Source organism: Almyronema sp., from assembly GCF_052168255.1.
Lineage (GTDB): Bacteria > Cyanobacteriota > Cyanobacteriia > Phormidesmidales > Phormidesmidaceae > Sphaerothrix > Sphaerothrix epifaneia.
Genome location: NZ_JBQLZL010000056.1, coordinates 56,802 through 75,350, shown reverse-complemented (window position 1 = coordinate 75,350; position 18,549 = coordinate 56,802). Strand labels below are relative to the sequence as shown.

Genomic DNA, 18,549 nt, shown 5'->3' with positions numbered 1-18,549 from the left:
TTTTCATAAAGTTCTAGTGCTGGCTGATAGGCATACTGACGCTCATAAGCTTTTCCTAAAGTGTTGTATAGCGTTACCAACAGCGGTGCGGCTGGTGCTGTTGCTTCAAGTTCAACGATCTGCTGTTGCAAATCGGCCATTGAGAGCTGGCTTTCGGCTATTGTTTGCCGCTCCGGCAAGGGCTGTGGCCTGTCCGGCAGTGCCGCCTGTTCCTTCGCTACAAACTCAAATACCCCGCCTCGCCAACTCCAAAAATCGGGAGCTTGTTGAGCCAAACGAGTCGCAAGGCTGTCTGGTAGCCATAGCACAACCGGAAAGCTAAACTGCCTGAGTGCTTCTCGCGTCCACTGCAACGAAAAGAAGAAGCGCTCTTGTTCAGATTTTTCATCTGTTAGGCGTATACCGAGTAATTCTGCGGCATTCAACACCGTTACCACCGCTGGTTCCCTGGCTTGTAGCCTGGGTTCTTGCTCAACTAAGGCGACCAGTGCTGCGTGCAGGCTGGGCTGCTGCAAGTTTAAGCGGGTGCGAAAAGGTGTAATGCCTTGGGCGTGAAGTTCAGTTTCGTAGGCTGAAATCAGGGTGTCTTGCAAATTGCGATCGTCGCAGATGGCTAAAAGCAAATCTAGCTGCTGCGGGTTAGCCTTAATTGACAGCACTAGCTTGCGAAACTCGCGTTGATTGAGCGCATCAAGCTTAGGTGAAGTCATAGCAAAACCAGCGATCGCCTAAGAAGCTGTTTGAACAGCTATCTGCTGTGTGGCAAAACGGTTTAGATCCCCCTAAATCTCCCTTTTCAAGGGAGATTTCCGAGCCGATTCTCTCCTTTTTAAGAAGGGTTAGGGAGGATCGATGAATGCCTACAATCACAACCATTGGCTTTTTAACACCCACTCAAATCAGGTGCTTACGACGTAGCAAATCGGTCACTAACGGATGCAGATCGTACCAAAGGTCGTCATTTTCATATTCCAGCACATATAACCCGTGTAAGAGTTCTAAAAATTCGTTGCTTTTGGCATCAGGTGGCGTGAAGTGTTTGTAGGTTTCTACCAATAAATCGTAAAGGTTGCTGCCTAAGGGACGGGCAAACTGGTTTCGCAGAGACTTGACTGCTTCCTTAAAAATAGCCGAGTTAATTTTAACGTCTGTATTATCAGGATTTAGCTCTAGCTCCAACATACATTCCCGACAGCACTCTTGCCCTAATCGCACCAGCTCTCGCAAAACGCCACCGCTATTTAGCACAATCTGTCGCTTAATTTCAGGTTCAATCAAGTCATCTGGAATGCGCTTTTCCAGCATTTTTTGCAGCATTTCGACATTGGCTGCAATTGGTTCAGTATCGGCTTGGTGAGCCTTGGCTTTTTCAAAAAACTTAGTTACCGCCAGCATTGAGAGCATATCGCTTTCAGAATCTAGGGTGACTACTAATCGTGGTTCTCGTACAACGGCGATGGGTATGGTAAAAACTATGCGGATTTTGGGCGAAAACAGCGCTTTGATATTTTCTTGAAAAATGGATTTGACAACTGCCAGATCAAGCTTGTCTAAATCGTCGATAATGACCAAAACTTCTTTTTTGGTGGCGGCTTGAATAGCAGCGGCGATGAGGTCAATTTGCTGAGATAATTCAGAAACCCGTCGTTCGTAGGTTTCTTTGATTTCTTCTCTAAAAGAGCCTTCTTTTTGCAGTTTGCCAGTCAAAAATTCAAAAACATTGACTCCTAAAGATAGCTGTTGCGTTACCTGATCGGCATAGGTACGAGACTTGGTTTGTGTAAACCAGTTAATTAGCGTGTCTTTGGTGCTTTCAGTAATCGGTACTTTGAGCTTGGTAGCCTGACTCAGCAGCTTGAGCGCAATGGAATAAAGAATATTGATGTGGTTAACATCTGACATTTCCACCATGTCAGCAATGGAAAAACGAGCCACAAACAGGTTGTCGTCCCGCATGTGTCGGGCGAGTTGGGCTAACAGGGTTGATTTGCCGCAGCCCCGATGTCCGGTAAAGATGACTTTGCCTGCCGCGCCTGAGGCCAAAATCGCACTTCGCAGTTTAGCCAGGGTGTGCTGACCATAGGGCACTCGAAATTTTTCCACGTCTTCGGCTGTTAATAGCGGAAACAGCTTGAGATTGCTCAATGCGGCGGTGAACTGGGCGTAGCGATCGCGGTTCATGCTTTTTTCTTGGAAAACCCTAACTCATCATACCGAAACCCCTTGGCGGAACTTGCCGCCAGGGGGGCAGTTAATTTCAATTTTGGGAGACAGGTTTAGCTAGCGTTGCTGGCTAAACCTGCTCTCACGCTGGTGGTGTTATACCAATTCTTCTGGGTGATCAAGCCCAACCCTCATGGCACCTCCCTTGATGCAGGGAGGCCGGGTCAGGATTTTGAGGCAAACAGAATCGAAAACCCTAGCCATCCCACACGTTGGTTCAAATCAAGACGACCAGGGCTACCATGAGCGAAGGTGCCAGACTGCTGTTCCAGTTCTGGGACTGAGGTGCCTGTTGGTGGTGGTAACACCTTCAGGTACCACCAAGGTTTTCGAATTCTGCAGCAAAAGCCATCGCAAACGATAGCTTAATGATTGAGCATAGGGGGTAAAAGCCCTACGTTCAAGCGTATCGTGATGTTAGCCCCCACTCTTTTCGCCTGAGGAGTTTTCCCATGACCGCTTTTGTGCAAGACGCGCCAGCAGATAGCCCCTGGCCCCCTTTACCCCTAGCTGCGTGGCAAGAGACTTACACCACGTTGCACCTGTGGACGCAGATTGTGGGCAAAATTCGTCTGGCGCTAGTACCGTCGCTTAACCACTGGTGGCACTCGACTTTGTATGTAACGCCGCGCGGCCTAACGACGGGGGCTATGCCCTATGGGACGCAGAGTTTGCAAATTAGCTTTGATTTTCTTGACCATCAGTTGCAAATTGCCACTAGCGAAGGGGGGGTACACCAACGCGCTTTAAGGGCTGATTCGGTTGCTAATTTTTACCAGGGGGTAATGGCGGCGCTGCGTCAGTTGGGTGTGGAGGTGCAGATCTGGACGAGGCCGCAAGAGATTGCTGATCCTATTGCGTTTGAGCAAGATCAGCAGCACGCTGCTTATGATCCTGAGTATGCTCAGCGGTTTTGGCGCATTTTGGTACAGAGCGATCGCGTTTTGAACCAGTTTCGATCGGCTTTTTTGGGCAAGTCGAGTCCGGTACATTTTTTTTGGGGCAGCTTTGACTTAGCGGTTACTCGCTTTTCGGGTCGGCCAGCGCCTGAACATCCGGGTGGAATTCCGAATATGGCTGATTGGGTAACGCGCGAAGCCTATTCCCATGAGGTTAGTAGCTGCGGCTTTTGGCCGGGTGGGGGCACCACTGAGGCGCTTTTTTATGCCTATGCGTATCCTGTGCCAGCGGGGTTTGCGGCCTATGCGGTGCAGCCTGAGGCGGCTTTTTACAGCGCTGATTTGCAGGAGTTTGTTTTGCCCTATGAAGCTGTGCGGCAAGCGGCTGACCCAACAGCGACGCTGCTGGCTTTTTTGCAAAGCACCTACGAAGCCGCTGCTAACCTAGGTCACTGGCCGCGAACGGCGCTAGAGCGTTCTGCTTCAGCTAGCGGTTGAAGCCAAAGCCAGCCGTACTTTCCTCATCTAGGTTGAAGCCTTTGACGGGAACTGCCCACAGCAAAGGGGACAAAAGGTTTCGGCGGCTAGGTGGCGGCTCAGTGGGTTCCCCTTCAAGCCTGCATTGCCGAACTCGAAGCCCCACTCAGCCGCTAACCTCGCCGCGCGATCGCCCTAGCAGGCTAGCGGGCAATGCTGGCAATCAAAGCATCCATCTTACGCAAATCTTCCCGGCTAACTTCCAGGTAGCGGCGAACGCCTAGCGTAACTGCTTTTTGCGCAGCAGCCCCAAAGATTTCTTCGCCAGCGAGTTGCTCTTTGCCAGCCAGTTCATTCACCGTGTTGGCTGTTGCCATGGTCAGTGCCCCCAGGGCTGATAGCCCCACATCTCGCGCTGAAATCTTACCAAACGTCTGCCCAAACTCGCTTAGCTTCAGCATCGCTTCTGAGCCTAGGGCTTCTTCTAGAGTGTCGTTGAGCAACGCCTGAAAATTAAACTGCGGCTCTCGCTTAACCAGAGCAGCTTCCACCAGCAGTCCAATTTCTCGTAGTTGCTGACTGGGAATTTGCTCAAAGGGCATGGGCTTGAGTTCTTCAAACAGGGGGAACTGCACCAGTTCGCGAATTAGCCAGGGAAAGCGACGGCAGCGGCGAACGTTTTTAGGCATCAGCCAGGTAACGATGTTGCGATAATACTGTTTGACATCGTCTAAATTGCGTCCGGTGAGACCCTGGCGTCCGGGCGGTAGGGCCGGCAAGTCGCCAACAATATTGACGTTGACGAAGTGGTGCCAGGTGGCATCGGTCACCACTCGACCCACATTTGCCAGTTGCCCATCATAGGCGCTAATGGCTACAAACGAGCGGGGCACAACAGCCTGCTTGCCTGGAAAAGCATTGCCGTGAGACATCGTTAAGGCGATCGCTTCGGGTGAAACGCGGCTAGGGCTGCCACTGCGCAGTGGCCACTCGTCGGTGACACCGTCTGGCAGCTTGGTGGTGAGATTGGTGGGTACGCGGCATTCACCCTCATGGGGATGGTCAGGAAAAACTTCAATGGCGCGGTTGCTACCTGGCACCTGCAACAAGGGGTGAGCCATGCCTATCCCGCCTGCTTCGGTTCGATAGTTGACATAGAGCCGTTGAGGAAACTGATCGGATTGATCTTCAAACTGGTAGGCGTCGTCACTACCGGGTAGGTTAGTGGTGAGGCGATCGGTGCCGCCAGCGCTGGGGGTATCAGCCAGTCGCCAGTAGCGCATTGCCCGCACTCTGGGAATATCCATACACATGCCCGCCCCCAGGTCGGCGTGATCACCCGTGGCAAAAACGCCGCCCCCTGCTTGCATAAAGTCGATGACGGTTTCTAGCGCCCCGACTTCATCTGTTAGCTGCGGGCCTGATTCACCATTAATAGAGAGAATCAAGACAACGTCGTAGCGAGATTTTTTTAAGCCGTGGGTGGGGTCAGTGAATTTGTAGTTGGTAATGTGTTGAGTTGTGGCGTTGTAAGCAAGGGTTCCGGTGGGGCTAAAGCTGGCGGTAATGACAATTGGCGTCATGCCGTGAATGGTTGAGCCGCGCAGCGTGTTAACAAATTCAGTCAGGCCAAAATCGCTGGTTGATGAGTAGTTTAAGTTGTCGGTTACGACTAGTAGTTTAGGTGTGCATTCTCTAAACCAGTTAATAATTAAGTCGTCAAAGCGAGCCACATCTAGGTTGATAATTGGCATGAGATTCTCCATTAACTAAAACTTAGGTGATTGCTGCCTTTTTAACGTCCGGCTAGATGAATTAAGGCCTTTTTTAAAGCAACTCAAGCCTCATAACCTGCTTTCTAGAAGCGGTCATGACAGCCGAAAATGCTGACCATTCCTGAAAGTAATGAACGTGAATTTGGTTAAAATTGGCTGATGAATGGCTAGCTGGTTTAATCTTGCCGAAAGGCGGTTTCTTGCTAATTTGCTTTGGCTTTGTTGGTTTTTCAGGCAGCTTAGATCAGCAGAAAAGCAATGCATAAACTGAATTAAACAGTCACCCTCAAGCTGGCTTTTAGCGGGTATCGCTGTAGTCATAAGCGTTGATAGACTCAAATAGCGGCAAGCCCCTAATAGAAAAGCTTGGCTTCTGCTTTCTGCCTTTAGCTATAGGTCTAGATTAGGAGAACAAACAGACAACAGCATGACCCCAGCGGGTACTTTTTACCGCTAAACAAGTGATTTTACTGGCGGCGATCGCTTTATCTTTATCCCCCGCAAGCTGTTAAACCCGTAAAAATTCCGCCTTTTTTTCCCAGGATGAAGCAGCGATCGCCTGAATAAGTAACTAGCAGCGATCCCAGTGGTGGTTAATTTGACACACTAACGCCTTGGGCACATTCGCCTGCTGTTTGCTGGAAACCTGGTGCAACTATGTATAGCGTTCTCATTATCGAAGACGAGCCAATTAATCGACTGATTTTACAAGAAGCGATTAAACAGCAAGGCTACACGGTTTTTGTGGCTCAAGATGGGGCTGAAGGTATTGAAAAAGCCCAAGCTGTTCAGCCCGCTTTGATTGTGTGTGACTGGATGATGCCTAACTTAAGCGGCATTGAGGTTTGCCAATGGGTGAAGTCACAGCCAGCGCTATCAGATGCTTTTTTTATTTTGCTGACGGCTCGTACCGAAATCGAAGACCGGGTATTGGGACTCGACTCAGGCGCAGACGATTTTTTGGCCAAACCGATTGACGCTAATGAGCTACAGGCTCGCGTCCGCGCCGGGTTAAGACTCTATGAATCTAACCAAGAACTGCGCCGCCTCAACCGGGATGTGCAGGTGCAAAAACAACGGCTAGAAAGTGAACTGTCAGAAGCCGCAGAATATGTCAAATCGCTGTTGCCTGCGGCTTTGAACGAACCGATCGCGGTTCATTCGCGCTTTTTGCCGTCTCGCCAACTAGGGGGCGACTGCTTCGATTACTACTGGCTGGACGATGAGCATTTTGTTCTTTACCTGCTAGATGTTTCTGGACATGGCTTAGGGGCGGCGTTGCCTTCGGTTTCTATGCAGCACTTACTGCGATCGCAGTCTTTACCCAAAGCTAATCTTTACCAGCCTGAGACGGTGCTGGCGGCGCTAAATCGCATTTTTCAAATGGATCAGCAAAATCCGCGCTTTTTTACCCTCTGGTATGGCGTCTATCACTACAAAACGCGATCGCTCACCTATGCCAGCGCTGGTCATCCGCCTGCTTTACTGGTTGGAAGGGCGGGTGAAACGGTGCAGCAGCTAGGCCAGTACGGCAAAATTCCGATTGGTGTTTTAGCCAATAGCGAATACAGCAGCGCTACCTGTGTGATTGAACCCGATACCACGCTGTATCTGTTTAGCGACGGCATTTATGAACTACAAACCCCAGACGGCTCCTTGTGGGATTTAGAAGGGTTTAGCCAGTTGCTGGCTCGGTTGCAAGCCGAGGGGAACTGCGATTTGGATCGGCTGGTAGAGTCTGTGCGTGCGGTACAGGGATCGGCCACTTTTGCTGACGACTGCTCTATTGTGCAGGTGCAGCTTTAGGGGAAAGTTGGCTAGAGCCAAGCCCATACGCTGGGTTAAAGCGATTAAGCCGAAGTTGAACTGTGCAGCACCCGGTTGAGGGCGTGTAGCAGGTCATCGAGGTTGTAGGGTTTGGCCAAAAAGGCGTCTACGGCAGGGCCGTCTAACTTGAGCTTGGCTTGGTTGGTGGCTAGACCGCTAACGGCAATAACCTTGACCGGAGGCTGAATTTGCTGCAACGCCCGGATGACGGCAAACCCATCTGGATCGGGCATCATCAGGTCAATCAAAATGGCGCTAATTTCGGCTTGGTGCTGACGGTAAAGGGCGATCGCTTCAGTCCCTGTCGTGGTGGTCATGACTCGGTACTGATAGGCTTCTAGCATGGTTTTGGCAGTTTTGCAGATGGAAGCTTCATCGTCTACGACCAAGATGAGTTCGCCGCGACCCGGTGGCAAGGGTTGCGGTTCTACTTCGCTAGGGGTCGGTGTAGTGGCGATCGCCGGGAGATACACCTTAAATTGAGTCCCCTGCCCCATCTGGCTAGAAACGGTGACAAAGCCGCCGTGGCTTTTGACAATGCCAATGACGGTAGATAGCCCCAAGCCTGTGCCTTTGCCCGGTGGCTTGGTGGTGAAAAAGGGTTCAAAAATGCGATCGACCACATCCGGGGCAATGCCCATGCCTGTATCTGCGATCGTTACCACAATGTATGGCCCCGGACGCGCCTCTAGCAGGCGTTGGGCTTGCCCGTCTTCAAACCAGTCATTTTCGGCAGAAAGCAGTAGGCTGCCTCCTTCTGGCATGGCATCGCGAGCGTTGACACACAAATTCATCAAAACCTGGTGCAGGTGAGTTGCATCTCCTTGAATCGGCCAGAGATCTCTAGCCAGGTCGGTTTGAATCGAAATAGATTTGGGAAAAGTTTTGGTGGTAAACGCTTTAACCTCGTTGATAACATGGCGCAGTTGCAGCACGGTGCGCTTGCCTTCTACGCCTCTGGCAAAGGCTAGAATCTGCTTGACTAAAGCGGTGCCCCGACGAACGCTAGAGAGCTGAATTTCTAAAAGCTCTTGTACTTTTTCGTCGCTATCTTTGAGCAAAATTGAAAGCAGATGGGCAATTCCCAAAATGGGCGTCATCAGATTGTTGAGATCGTGGGCAATGCCACCCGCGAGCGTCCCTAGACTTTCTAAGCGCTGCGCTCTGAGAAACTGCACTTCCAACTGCCGCTTTTCAGTAATGTCGGTATCCACCGAAAGAATAGAATCGGGTTCTCCGGCTTCATTTCTTACTAACGTCCAGCGACTTTCAATCGTTAGCTCTGTGCCAGCCTGGTTAGACTTTTGCAATTCACCTTGCCACTCGCCCTGAGCCAAAACAGTTTTCCAGGCTTGCGCTAGCTCAGGGGCAGGTTTGGGGTCAAGCAACTGGCTGAGGGTTTTGCCAAGTACAGCCGCCGCCGACCAGCCATAAATGCGCTCAGCGCCTTTACTCCAAAAGATAACTTTGTCATCCAGACTGCGAACTAAAATCGCATCGGTGGCAATGTCAATCAGGGCGGCTTGTTCTTTTAGGCGGGCTTCGGTTTGCTTGCGCTGGGTGACATCGCTGGCAATCAGCACAACGCTGCTGACTTCGTTGTCGATTAAAATCGGGGCGATTTGAGCTTCATAGGCGTGGATTTCTCCTTGAGGGTCAGGAATTTCGTAGGCGATCGCTTGAATTTGCTGAGTTTGAAACACTTGCGCCAGCGTTTGCTCAATCATGGGCTGCTGCTCAGCCGGAAACCAATCTTTTAAGCGAGTGCCCAACACCTGATCTAAGGTGAAGTTGGCATAAACATGGTTAACGAAGGTGAGATAGCCGTTGCGATCAATTTCGTAGATATAAACTGGCGCGTTGGCGGTAATGAGCTGTAGCTTTTCAGCTAGCTGACGGTAGCGTTCTTCACTCTGTTTGCGATCGCTCATATCGGTAATCGACCCCACAAAGCGCACAGGTTGCCCTGCCGCATCCCAAATAGCTTGTCCCCGTCCCAGTACCCAGCAATAGCTGCCGTCTTGACAGCGCAGGCGATATTCCACGGCATAGTGAGGCTGTCGTTGCTGGAGATAGTCTTGGTTGATCTGCAAGACGCGATCGAAATCGTTGGGGTGAATGCGGGCTAACCAAGCCTGGTTGTCGGTTTCGGCAGGTGGTTGGCTGTAGCCCAGAATTTGCCAAAATCGCAGCGATCGAAAAACTTCGCCCGTCACCAAATCCAGATCCCAAATGCCATCTTGATTGCCTTTTAGCACCAGTTGCCAGCGCTCTTCACTTTGGCGCAAAGCCTGTTCAGTTTGCTGGTGTTCAGCCAGCCCTTGAGCCAGCGCAGCTTCGGCTTGCTGTAGTTGGGCTTTGAGTTGTTGTTGCTGAGCATTCTGACGCTGTAAGTCTAGCGTCATGGCTTGCAGCGTGGCGTTTTGCTGGTCTATTGTCTGCTGCAAAGCTTGGATAGTCTCTAGCAGTTCATCTGGCTCTAGTGATTGCAAAACATCGGTTTGGGTGACTATGCCCAAAAGCCGCCTTTGGGTGTCGCAGACCAAAAGCTGGCGAATGCGCCGCCGCTGCATTTGCTGGTGAGCGGCCCAAAGGCTGGTGGTGGGTGCGGTGCAAAAAGGAGGACTGCTCATCAGCGTTTGGGCATCGGTTTTGGCAAAGTCACAGCCTAAGCGCAAGCACTGAACCAAATCGCCTTCGGTGATTAAGCCTAAGGGCACCTGGGCGGTAGCCGTTTGGTTTGAGGTCACCACCACACAGCTTACCTGGTGACTATCCATTTGCTGCGCCACGGCTAGCAGCGATGCTGTTGGCAACATCTGCACGACATTGGCTGTCATGATCTCGGCGACGCGTTGCCACTGCCAAAAATGTTTGGCTTGCAACGCCTGATACAGGCTCTCAGCCGTCACTATGCCGACAAGCTGGTTGAGTGTGTTTAAGACGGGCAAATGGTGAATGCGATGTTGCTTGAGGAGCAACAGGGCATGAAGCAGCGATTGCTGGGGTGATAGCGTGATGGTCACAGGCGATCGCGTCATTACCGCTTCTACCTGTAGCGTTGCCAGATCTGCCTGAATAGCCCCCAAATGGACAAGGTCATGCTGGGTCAAAATCCCGACGACAGCGGCTTGATCGACCACTATCACACAGGCAGCAGTTGAAAACTCAAGCGAATCAGCCGATAAGGAAGAAACCAGCGGCGAACCAGCCGCAACTTGACAGGTCAGCGCACAAAACCATTCGGTTGGCTCTAGCAGCGACAAAACGGTTGTCAAGCGATCCTGCGGTGACACCGTCAGGGGACGATAATCGACCACATCTGCCAGAACAGGTAAGTGAGTCGAAGAAGCGATACGTACCATACTTAGAGGCCAGATATCAGCAAACGCAGCAGTCCGTCTCTAAAAATGAGTTGCCTTAAGACTGAAGTTAATTTTGAGAACGCAGGGGGTTAATCCGAACGGCACCGTCAGCGTATTTAGAGTGTTGGGCAGGACAACGCTTCAGGTTGGCAGCCTAAAATCGAGTCCGTCGTTGTCCACTCAGTTTTCAATCTAAAAAGAATGTTAAAGGCGATCTTTGTTTTTTGCTGATTTCTGTCAAAAAAAATTACTCTATGTGTCAGATTCTCTATGAAATTAATAGAACTTTGCAATTATGAACGCACATCGACCCGGTTTGGTTGCGGGTGCTGACGGTCAGCTTCGCTGCTACTGGTGTCAGGGAGATGCAGCTTACCAGGCTTATCACGATCAAGAGTGGGGTCGGCCCGTTTACAGCGATCGCCGTTTGTTTGAAAAAATCTGTCTAGAAGGTTTTCAAGCGGGTTTGAGCTGGCTGACGATTTTACGCAAGCGCGAAAATTTTCGTCAGGCTTTTGCCCAGTTTGATTTTGCCCAAGTGGCTCGCTACACTTCAGCCGATGTTGAGCGGCTGTTACAAAATGCGGCTATTATTCGCCATCGCCGCAAAATTGAATCAGCCATCAACAATGCTCAGCGAGCCTGTGAGCTACTCAGCGAGTATGAGTCGCTAGCCGCCTACTTTTGGCAATTTCAGCCTCCAAATCGCCCAGCCCCGCTAGACTATGCCAGCCTCAGTCAGCTCAGCCAAACCCCAGAATCGGTGGCTCTCAGCCGCGATCTAAAGCGTCGGGGCTGGACATTTGTTGGGCCGACGACGCTTTATGCCTTTATGCAAGCCGTAGGAATTGTCAACGATCACCTAGAAGGCTGCTTCGTCCGCCCAGCCGTTGAAGCGGCTAGAGCGCAAGTTGAGCCACCTTGGCAGGCCAAAGGGCGATCGCCCCAGGATAGTTAACCGCGTTCTGACTATTCCACCCAAAGCCGCAAAAGGTTGGCCACGCTTTTAGAAAGCACATCAAACTCGTCGGTTTTGCCTTCACGCGCAAACAGCGATCGCCGTACCGTGTCTATATCAAACACCAGCTCTCGCTTAGCCGGGTCACGGATCCAACTCTGTATCCAACCGACAGCCACCCAGCGGGTTCCCTGGGTGACGGGGTCTACCCGGTGCAGCGTCGAAGCCGGATAAAAAATGGCGCTGCCAGCCGCTAGCTTGTAAGCTTGTTCATCATCTGCCCCCTCAATCACCAGTTCTCCCCCTTCGTAGTCAGTCGGTGAGTTGAGAAAGAGCGTAAACGAAACATCCGATCGCCACTGCCCCATCAGGGCATTGTCGGCATGGCGACCGTAAGACATGCCAACCTCATAGCGGCTAAATAAAATCGAATGGATCTGCCGGGGGCGCACAGCCGCTTGAAACAGCGGATGCCGCTTAAAGGCCGCTTGAACCTGCTCCTTTAAGGCTTTAGCCTCAGCCGTTTGCACCTGTTGGTTGTGTTTGACCTGTTTGGCATACCAGCCCGCCGTCAGCTTGCCATCTACAAACTCAGCCTCAGCTAACTGCAGCCTGATTTGCGCCAGCTCATCAGCGCTCAGAATATCGGGAATTTTGAAAATCATGCTGTGTGTTTAGAGGTAACAACAAAAATTGTCAATAACGCTTTACCCCCGACCCGGCCAGAGCCAACTCGCAGGCATGGCTTTGTAACTTGCTGCGCTCAGGTTCAGATGGCCGCAGCGTGAGGGCTAAAAATTTAGCTATGGAGTCAGTTTTGTCAGCAAAGTTTTGTGAGTATTTTCTGAGAAGGGGGTTAAGTTTCGCTTATAGATAGGCAAATATAAGAAATTGCCTTATAGTTGGTGATCGATAAATCTAGCGATAGTTCCTTTCAGGTTGACTATCGGTTTCAAATCGGTTTGAGGAGATAAAAACCATGAAACTAAAGCCCATTGGATTGTTTTTGGCACTCGGTTTGACAACAACGCTGGCTGCTTGTGGGCCTGCTGCTGAGGAAGGAACTGAAACTGAAGAAGGGACAACTACTGAAGAAGTTGCACCTGTAGAAGGCGAAGAAACCATGCCTGCAGAAGAAACACCTGCAGGTGAAGAAGCTCCAGAGGGCGGCGAAGGCGGCGAAGGTTAAACTTTGCTTTCTTTGCTTTCTTTAAAGCGCTAACCCTCTTATTAGTTTGAGTTTAAAGGCACACTTACGTGTGCCTTTCTTGATTTTTTAGAACCTATTTCCAGCCAGCGCGATCGACGATTTGAATGACTTCCGGATTGTTGCGTCCGTACGCAGATACATTCACTTCATCAACTTTAAATTCACCCAGTTCAGCCACGATTGGATCGACCTCGACCCCTTCAATGACTGGGTACTCGTTGTTACCTTGAGCAAAGACCGTCTGCGCTTCAGGACTGACCAAAAACTCTAAAAAAGCGATCGCATTTTCAGGATGCGGAGCTGTAGCCACGACCCCTGCACCGCTGATATTGACGTGGGTTCCCCGATCGGCCTGGTTAGGAAAGAAAACGGCTGTTTTTTCGACAATTGCCTGATCTTCGGCGCTGTCGGACTTAGCCATTCTGGCCCAGTAATAGTGGTTGACAATGGCTACATCGCATTGACCAGCCGCTACCGCCTTGATTTGATCGGTATCTCCTCCTTCTGGCTCACGGGCAAAATTATTCACCAAACCTTTAGCCCACTCTTCTGCGGCGGCTTCGCCATCGGTTTCAATTAAGGAGCCGACTAGCGACTGGTTATAAATATTGCTCGAACTGCGGACACACACGCGCCCTTGCCAGCTAGGTTCTGCCAACGCTTCATAGGTTGACAGATCTGACGGTTCTACATTGTCTACGTTGTAGACCAGCACTCGCGCTCGCTTAGTTAAGCCAAACCAAAGATTGTCAGGGTGGCGCAGGTTGGCGGGAATTTCTGTTTCTAGCACAGTTGAAGTGACGGGTTGAAAAACTCCAGCCTCTTCAGCCCGCCAGAGCCGCCCTGCATCGACGGTGATAAAAACATCCGCCGGACTGTTTTCGCCCTCATTTTGAATGCGTTCTAGCAGTTCGTCTGAGTCACCCTCAATCACGTTGACGGCAATGCCCGTTTGTTCCGTAAAGCTGTTATACAAATCGTCATCAATGTCATAGTGGCGGGCTGAATAGACGTTAACCACTTCTGCTTCAGCGCTGCTTGTTTCCTGAGCTTGTTGAGACTCGTTGCTACAGCTAATGGCGGTAAAAAGAGTTGTACTGGCAGCTAGCGCCACAAAAGCTCTTCTGTTAATCCTCATTTTGATTCAAGTAAGGTGAATGATGAAAGTATTTTAATGCAAGTCATTCGTATTAAGTCAGAAAATTGATCAGCAGAAGTGAACGGGCTACTTTGCTATAAGAGAACTGTCTTTACCCAATTACCCGTCCCATCAGCCAAAATGAGAACGCCCCGTCCCCTAAGACTTGGCTACCTGTCTATCCTCCTCGGAATTGTTGGCCTATCCTGCATGACTTTTAAAGCAACCGCCCAAGCCGCTTGGCAAGAGGCACCTGAACCGATAAACACTTTGCTTGATACGGTTTGGATTCCGGCTGTTCAGATTTCACCTGACCATCAGTGGTTAATTAAGCTGACGCGACCGCCCTTACCTGCGATCGCAGAACTTGCTAGTCCTCGGGTTACGGTGGCTGGGTTACAAATTGATCCGGCTACACGAGGCCCAGCGCTGGATTACACCTTTCGCGGCATCGAAATTCAAGCGATCGCCACTGGAGAAACTCGACGCGTAGCCTTGCCTGCAGGTATGCGCCTAAAAGACTTACACTGGTCACCCCAAGGTCACAAGCTCGCCTTTACCGAAGTTCAGCCGACGGGTTTGGCGCTGTGGGTGCTAGATCTGGCAACGGCTGAAGCGCGTCAGCTTACCCCGCCTATTCTTAATGGGGCTTACGGCCCAGCTTGTCGATGGATCTCCGATACTGAGGGGCTGCTGTGTAAAGTGATACCCGATAGCCTGCCGCCGTCTCCCCCGGTCAACGCCCAACCCATTGGCCCCCGAATTGAAGAAAATCTAGGCCGCACAGCGCCTAACCGTACCTATACCAATCTGCTGCGCAATCCGCAAGACGAAGCCCTCTACGAATACTATCTAACGTCGGTTTTGGTGCAGGTTAGTTTAACTGGCGATCGCCAGGTACTTACCCCGCCGCTGCTAATCGATGCCGCCACGGTTTCGCCCGATCGCCAGTGGATTTTGCTGCGAGTAACCCAGCGGCCTTTTTCTTATCAGGTACCCGCTAGTCTGTTTCCGAAGCGCAGCGTTGTTCTCAATCGCTCTGGCGAAGAAGTGTTCACCGTCGCTGACCTGCCGCTAGCCGATGATATTCCGATCACGTTTAATTCCGTTAGGCAAGGGCGGCGCTCAATCGGCTGGCGTCCCGATCGCCCAGCAACTTTATATTGGGTAGAAGCCCTAGACGGGGGCGATGCTCGCCAATCGGCGACCTGGCGCGATGCCGTCTTTCAAATCGAAGCGCCTTTTACCGCTGCTGCCGAATTGCTGTGGAAGACAGCGCTGAGATACAACCGCATCTTATGGGGCAACGAGGCGATCGCCTTGGGCTACGAATACTGGTACGACAACCGCCGCCTACGCACTTGGCAGCTCAATCCAGCCGACCCCACCGCCGCTCCCCGCCTGCTGGACGATCGCGACTATCAAGATCGCTACGGTGCCCCTGGGCAGCCCTTAATGACTCCTGGGCCTTATCATCGCTCTGTGCTTTTGTTTGCCCCTGACGGAGAAAGTCTTTATCTCAGCGGTCGGGGAGCATCCCCCGCAGGGGTCTATCCTTTTCTCGATCGCTGGCATCTGGGCACTGGTGTGAAAACTCGGCTGTGGCAAGCTCAAGATCCCAACTACGAGCAGGTGGTGCGTCTGCTTGACGGGGAAGCCAGCCAAATGATTACCCGTCAGCAGTCGCCGCTACAGGCTCCTAACTATTTACTGCGTAATTTAATCACTGCTGAGGTCACCCCTTTAACCCAGTTTGCCGACCCTCTGCCCTGGTTTGCAGGTATTAGCCGTGAAGTGGTGCAATATCAGCGAGCCGACGGCGTAGCGCTTTCGGCCACGCTCTACCTTCCTCCTCAATATCAACCCAATCGAGATGGGCCGTTGCCAACGCTGTTCTGGGTTTATCCCCAAGAATATAAAAGTCGAGAAACGGCTTCTCAAGTGACGACGGCGGCAAATGCTTTTAGTCGGCCTTGGGGGTACTCACCGCTGTTTTTGCTAACGCAGGGTTACGCTATCTTGATGGGGCCAACCCTGCCGATTATTGGTGAAGGCGAAGCGGAACCCAACGACACCTACCTGGAGCAACTGAAGATGGGAGCCGAAGCGGCCATTACCTACTTGGTGGAACGGGGGATTAGTCGTGCTGATCAAGTGGCTATTGGTGGCCATTCTTACGGTGCCTTTACAGCAGCTAACCTGCTGGCTCATACTGATTTGTTTCAGGCGGGAATTGCCAGCAGTGGGGCTTATAACCGTAGTCTGACGCCTTTTGGCTTTCAAGGTGAGCAACGCACCTTTTGGCAAGCCCCTGAGATTTATAATCAGCTTTCGCCGTTTACCTATGCCCACCAGATTAACGAGCCGCTGTTGCTCATCCACGGTGCAGAAGACGAAAATGCTGGCACATATCCCTTGCAAAGCGAACGGCTGTACGAAGCTTTGCAGGGATTAGGGGGCACCGTCCGCTGGGTAGAGCTACCCTTTGAGGGGCACGGATATGAATCACGCGAAGCGGTGGGGCATGTGCTGTGGGAAATGACGCAGTGGCTCGATCGCTATGTTAAGCAGGTGCCAGCCAGTAATAATCCTTAGCCTGAGTACCAGCGGGTAGACGAAAATCTAGCAGCATTACGTCTCGGTGGCGATCGCTGAGGTTCCAGGCTTCGTGTTCAGAGGTATCGTCAAAAACCAAACACTTGCCTTCCTGCCAGGGCTTAATCTCTGAACCCACCCGCAACCCACACTTTTCGGGGATGTCTAGCCCTAGGTGGCAGCGCAAAACGCCAACGGGCTTACCCGCGTGAGGCACAATATGCGCCCCCGCCGCTAAGCGCGAAAAGCCAGCCGTAATTATGCCAGGAATTGCTTGCACCAGTTTGGCTGTTTCAGGACATTGTTCACAATTGAGGTCAATTCGCACCCCTAAAAAATAGATGCCGTAAATATCCCATCCGGTCTTTTTATCGAGCAGATACCTTTCGGGATAAGCTAAAAAATCGCGATCGCCCAGTTGCGACAGCTCTTGCTTAATCGTCAGCCAATTGGCCTCTAAAGTTTTAATGAAGTCAAACTGATCAGGATCGCAGTACATTTTTATTCTTTTGGCAAAATCGGTTTCCACAGGATCAGTCCGATGACGAACCGCAGGCGATTTTTAGGGCTGCGAATGCGGCCAGACATTTTCCAGACAAATTTGACAAACTCCCGTCCCTGCGCCAGGTCAGCCATTAGAGTTGACTTAGCAGCCGGGGTGCGAGGCGGTGGCCCCTCAAGAGCCGGATCATAGGCAGACGTTGACGGCACTTCTGACATTGCTAGCGCTGATTAACTCAATGCCCCCATTGTCTGACACCAGCCGCCTTTTGCCTATATCTATTGCCGAACGCTGTTTGGCACCCCGGTTGCAGACAACCCGGCGATCGCCTTGAGATTTTGGCAACGCAGCAGTTCGTTAAAGCTCAAGCTTGGCCGACCTTCGATTTGCGCTACGGCCTCGATTGCTGTTGCCAGATGACGAGCCGCTTCTACCTGAGTGTAGCCCCGCCGCTGAGCCACTGCGATCGCTGCTTCATCAGCTTCGATCTCGGCTCGTGGCCCCCGGCTGTTGCGCCAAATCTGCGTCCCGGCAAATGCGGTGAGGCTGCCCCCAATCACCAGGCCAATCATATCTAGCTGAGCGGCTTCAAAGAGTGTGCCCAATACCCCAGCCGCCGCCAGACCCTGATACAAATCAAACTTTAAGATCTGAACACGCGTTAGCCAGCAAACTTGATGCAACAGCAGCAGATCTTGCTGAGCAACCGCAAGCTGATTCCACAGATCAAAATTAAAGGTGATGATATGCACTCGCTGCCAGGGGCGCGGAAAATCAGCCTCGATCGCATGGGTTTGAGCGGCATTCTCCCTTAAGCGAATCTTCATGCGGCCTGATGCAGGCATTAGCTCCAGCAGGCGAGAAATTTCCCGATTAGAATTGACCACGTTTCTATGCGGATAAAAGCGGATAACCCTTAGCCTAGCAGCCAGACGGGCTAGAGAACCTCTAAACTATCCGCCAAAATTGGCAGAACAGATTGTGGTTGCGATCCTTCTACTGCGGCGATCGCCAGCAAATAGACATCGCTAGCAGCCTGTCGGGCTAACACCCACCCTTGCAGTGGTTGAGTGGTTGCTGCCAGCGTTAGCCGACCAACCCAAGGAATTTGCACCCCACCCCCGGCTAACGTTTGAAATCCGGTGGGCTGAAACCCTTCGCCAGTCGCAAAGGTATTTTTGACAATTTGAGCTAGCGCCGCATCCGTCAAGGCGGTTTCTTCGCCTAAGCTACCAGCGGGTACTACCGTTACCGAATAAGCCAGACTGCCATCGGGCGCTTCTATCAAAACAGAACCCGCAATATTATTGACGTTAAAACCTGACAAAATACCAATTTGAAAACGACCCTGCGGATCGGCGTAGTTACCTCCTAGCGTCGGTGTCGCCGACTGGGCAGATTCAGTCTGGGCTTGAGCCACGGCTATACGGTTACCGAAACTTACCGCAGGCGACTGAGACGACAACCCCAAATCCCCCGTGCTTACGAAAAACACCCCCGCTAGGGTGCAGATAGCCAGCCCCACGAGCCAGAGAATTCTTCGCCTCATGTTAATTTTCCCTCGCCTTTTCACCCAAAGC

The 18,549-nt window shown here is 51.6% G+C and carries 14 protein-coding genes and 1 pseudogene; 5 read left to right on the top strand and 10 right to left on the bottom strand.

The window, feature by feature from the left end:
* A pseudogene (locus ACTS3T_RS12570) lies at nucleotides 1-710 on the bottom strand (tetratricopeptide repeat protein); the annotation flags it as partial.
* 184 nt (nucleotides 711-894) lie between these two features.
* Complete coding sequence (locus ACTS3T_RS12565; protein WP_462935081.1) at nucleotides 895-2,181, bottom strand: P-loop NTPase fold protein; 1,287 nt, start codon at nucleotides 2,179-2,181, stop codon at nucleotides 895-897.
* Between the two features lie 494 nt (nucleotides 2,182-2,675).
* Between ACTS3T_RS12565 and ACTS3T_RS12560 the strand changes: the two genes are divergently transcribed.
* On the top strand, nucleotides 2,676-3,620 hold the full coding sequence (locus tag ACTS3T_RS12560; RefSeq protein WP_462935080.1) for a DUF5996 family protein: 945 nt from the start codon (nucleotides 2,676-2,678) through the stop codon (nucleotides 3,618-3,620).
* A 182-nt stretch (nucleotides 3,621-3,802) separates the two neighbouring features.
* Here the strand turns inward: ACTS3T_RS12560 and ACTS3T_RS12555 are convergent, their stop codons facing one another.
* The gene (locus ACTS3T_RS12555) at nucleotides 3,803-5,353 is read right to left on the bottom strand and encodes a hypothetical protein (protein WP_462935079.1); all 1,551 of its coding nucleotides are present in this window, start codon (nucleotides 5,351-5,353) and stop codon (nucleotides 3,803-3,805) included.
* A 678-nt stretch (nucleotides 5,354-6,031) separates the two neighbouring features.
* Here ACTS3T_RS12555 and ACTS3T_RS12550 point away from each other — a divergent pair.
* Entirely contained in the window at nucleotides 6,032-7,180 is a 1,149-nt protein-coding gene (locus tag ACTS3T_RS12550; protein WP_462935078.1) for a SpoIIE family protein phosphatase, read from the top strand.
* Nucleotides 7,181-7,224: 44 nt separating this feature from the next.
* Here ACTS3T_RS12550 and ACTS3T_RS12545 read toward each other — a convergent pair whose 3' ends face one another.
* Nucleotides 7,225-10,566 carry a PAS domain S-box protein gene (locus ACTS3T_RS12545; RefSeq protein ID WP_462935077.1) on the bottom strand — a complete coding sequence of 1,114 codons (3,342 nt, stop codon included), beginning with the start codon at nucleotides 10,564-10,566 and terminating at the stop codon, nucleotides 7,225-7,227.
* A 295-nt stretch (nucleotides 10,567-10,861) separates the two neighbouring features.
* Here ACTS3T_RS12545 and ACTS3T_RS12540 point away from each other — a divergent pair, with 295 nt between their 5' ends.
* The gene (locus ACTS3T_RS12540; protein WP_462935076.1) at nucleotides 10,862-11,524 is read left to right on the top strand and encodes a DNA-3-methyladenine glycosylase I; all 663 of its coding nucleotides are present in this window, start codon (nucleotides 10,862-10,864) and stop codon (nucleotides 11,522-11,524) included.
* Nucleotides 11,525-11,535: 11 nt separating this feature from the next.
* On the opposite strand, the gene ACTS3T_RS12535 is transcribed toward ACTS3T_RS12540, so the two are convergent.
* Nucleotides 11,536-12,189, bottom strand: a complete 654-nt coding sequence (locus ACTS3T_RS12535; protein ID WP_462935075.1) for a Fe2+-dependent dioxygenase — start codon at nucleotides 12,187-12,189, stop codon at nucleotides 11,536-11,538.
* A 314-nt stretch (nucleotides 12,190-12,503) separates the two neighbouring features.
* On the opposite strand from ACTS3T_RS12535, the gene ACTS3T_RS12530 reads away from it, so the two are divergent.
* Nucleotides 12,504-12,713, top strand: coding sequence for a hypothetical protein (locus ACTS3T_RS12530; protein WP_462935074.1), 210 nt, complete (start codon nucleotides 12,504-12,506; stop codon nucleotides 12,711-12,713).
* 94 nt (nucleotides 12,714-12,807) lie between these two features.
* Here ACTS3T_RS12530 and ACTS3T_RS12525 read toward each other — a convergent pair whose 3' ends face one another.
* Nucleotides 12,808-13,872 (bottom strand): Fe(3+) ABC transporter substrate-binding protein, encoded by a 1,065-nt coding sequence (locus ACTS3T_RS12525; protein ID WP_462935073.1) that lies wholly within the window; start codon nucleotides 13,870-13,872, stop codon nucleotides 12,808-12,810.
* A 210-nt stretch (nucleotides 13,873-14,082) separates the two neighbouring features.
* Between ACTS3T_RS12525 and ACTS3T_RS12520 the strand changes: the two genes are divergently transcribed.
* Entirely contained in the window at nucleotides 14,083-16,467 is a 2,385-nt protein-coding gene (locus ACTS3T_RS12520) for a S9 family peptidase (protein ID WP_462935072.1), read from the top strand.
* Here ACTS3T_RS12520 and ACTS3T_RS12515 read toward each other — a convergent pair.
* From ACTS3T_RS12515 to ACTS3T_RS12500, 4 genes are read right to left on the bottom strand one after another with little or no spacing between them, the layout of a single operon-like run.
* Nucleotides 16,436-16,966 carry an aspartyl/asparaginyl beta-hydroxylase domain-containing protein gene (locus ACTS3T_RS12515; RefSeq protein WP_462935071.1) on the bottom strand — a complete coding sequence of 177 codons (531 nt, stop codon included), beginning with the start codon at nucleotides 16,964-16,966 and terminating at the stop codon, nucleotides 16,436-16,438. The genes ACTS3T_RS12520 and ACTS3T_RS12515 overlap by 32 nt on opposite strands.
* Before the next feature lie 2 nt (nucleotides 16,967-16,968).
* Nucleotides 16,969-17,187 carry a hypothetical protein gene (locus tag ACTS3T_RS12510; RefSeq protein ID WP_462935070.1) on the bottom strand — a complete coding sequence of 73 codons (219 nt, stop codon included), beginning with the start codon at nucleotides 17,185-17,187 and terminating at the stop codon, nucleotides 16,969-16,971.
* Nucleotides 17,188-17,247: 60 nt separating this feature from the next.
* The gene (locus ACTS3T_RS12505; protein WP_462935069.1) at nucleotides 17,248-17,856 is read right to left on the bottom strand and encodes a DUF3318 domain-containing protein; all 609 of its coding nucleotides are present in this window, start codon (nucleotides 17,854-17,856) and stop codon (nucleotides 17,248-17,250) included.
* A 50-nt stretch (nucleotides 17,857-17,906) separates the two neighbouring features.
* Nucleotides 17,907-18,518 (bottom strand): hypothetical protein, encoded by a 612-nt coding sequence (locus tag ACTS3T_RS12500; protein ID WP_462935068.1) that lies wholly within the window; start codon nucleotides 18,516-18,518, stop codon nucleotides 17,907-17,909.
* Nucleotides 18,519-18,549 lie beyond the last annotated feature (31 nt).

Coding starts and splice junctions, on each gene's coding strand:
- ACTS3T_RS12560 (WP_462935080.1), top strand. CDS start 2,676: ATGACCGCTTTTGTGCAAGACGCGCCAGCAGATAGCCCCTGGCCCCCT.
- ACTS3T_RS12555 (WP_462935079.1), bottom strand. CDS start 5,353: ATGCCAATTATCAACCTAGATGTGGCTCGCTTTGACGACTTAATTATT.
- ACTS3T_RS12550 (WP_462935078.1), top strand. CDS start 6,032: ATGTATAGCGTTCTCATTATCGAAGACGAGCCAATTAATCGACTGATT.
- ACTS3T_RS12510 (WP_462935070.1), bottom strand. CDS start 17,187: ATGTCAGAAGTGCCGTCAACGTCTGCCTATGATCCGGCTCTTGAGGGG.
- ACTS3T_RS12545 (WP_462935077.1), bottom strand. CDS start 10,566: ATGGTACGTATCGCTTCTTCGACTCACTTACCTGTTCTGGCAGATGTG.
- ACTS3T_RS12535 (WP_462935075.1), bottom strand. CDS start 12,189: ATGATTTTCAAAATTCCCGATATTCTGAGCGCTGATGAGCTGGCGCAA.
- ACTS3T_RS12565 (WP_462935081.1), bottom strand. CDS start 2,181: ATGAACCGCGATCGCTACGCCCAGTTCACCGCCGCATTGAGCAATCTC.
- ACTS3T_RS12525 (WP_462935073.1), bottom strand. CDS start 13,872: ATGAGGATTAACAGAAGAGCTTTTGTGGCGCTAGCTGCCAGTACAACT.
- ACTS3T_RS12530 (WP_462935074.1), top strand. CDS start 12,504: ATGAAACTAAAGCCCATTGGATTGTTTTTGGCACTCGGTTTGACAACA.
- ACTS3T_RS12500 (WP_462935068.1), bottom strand. CDS start 18,518: ATGAGGCGAAGAATTCTCTGGCTCGTGGGGCTGGCTATCTGCACCCTA.
- ACTS3T_RS12515 (WP_462935071.1), bottom strand. CDS start 16,966: ATGTACTGCGATCCTGATCAGTTTGACTTCATTAAAACTTTAGAGGCC.
- ACTS3T_RS12520 (WP_462935072.1), top strand. CDS start 14,083: ATGACTTTTAAAGCAACCGCCCAAGCCGCTTGGCAAGAGGCACCTGAA.
- ACTS3T_RS12540 (WP_462935076.1), top strand. CDS start 10,862: ATGAACGCACATCGACCCGGTTTGGTTGCGGGTGCTGACGGTCAGCTT.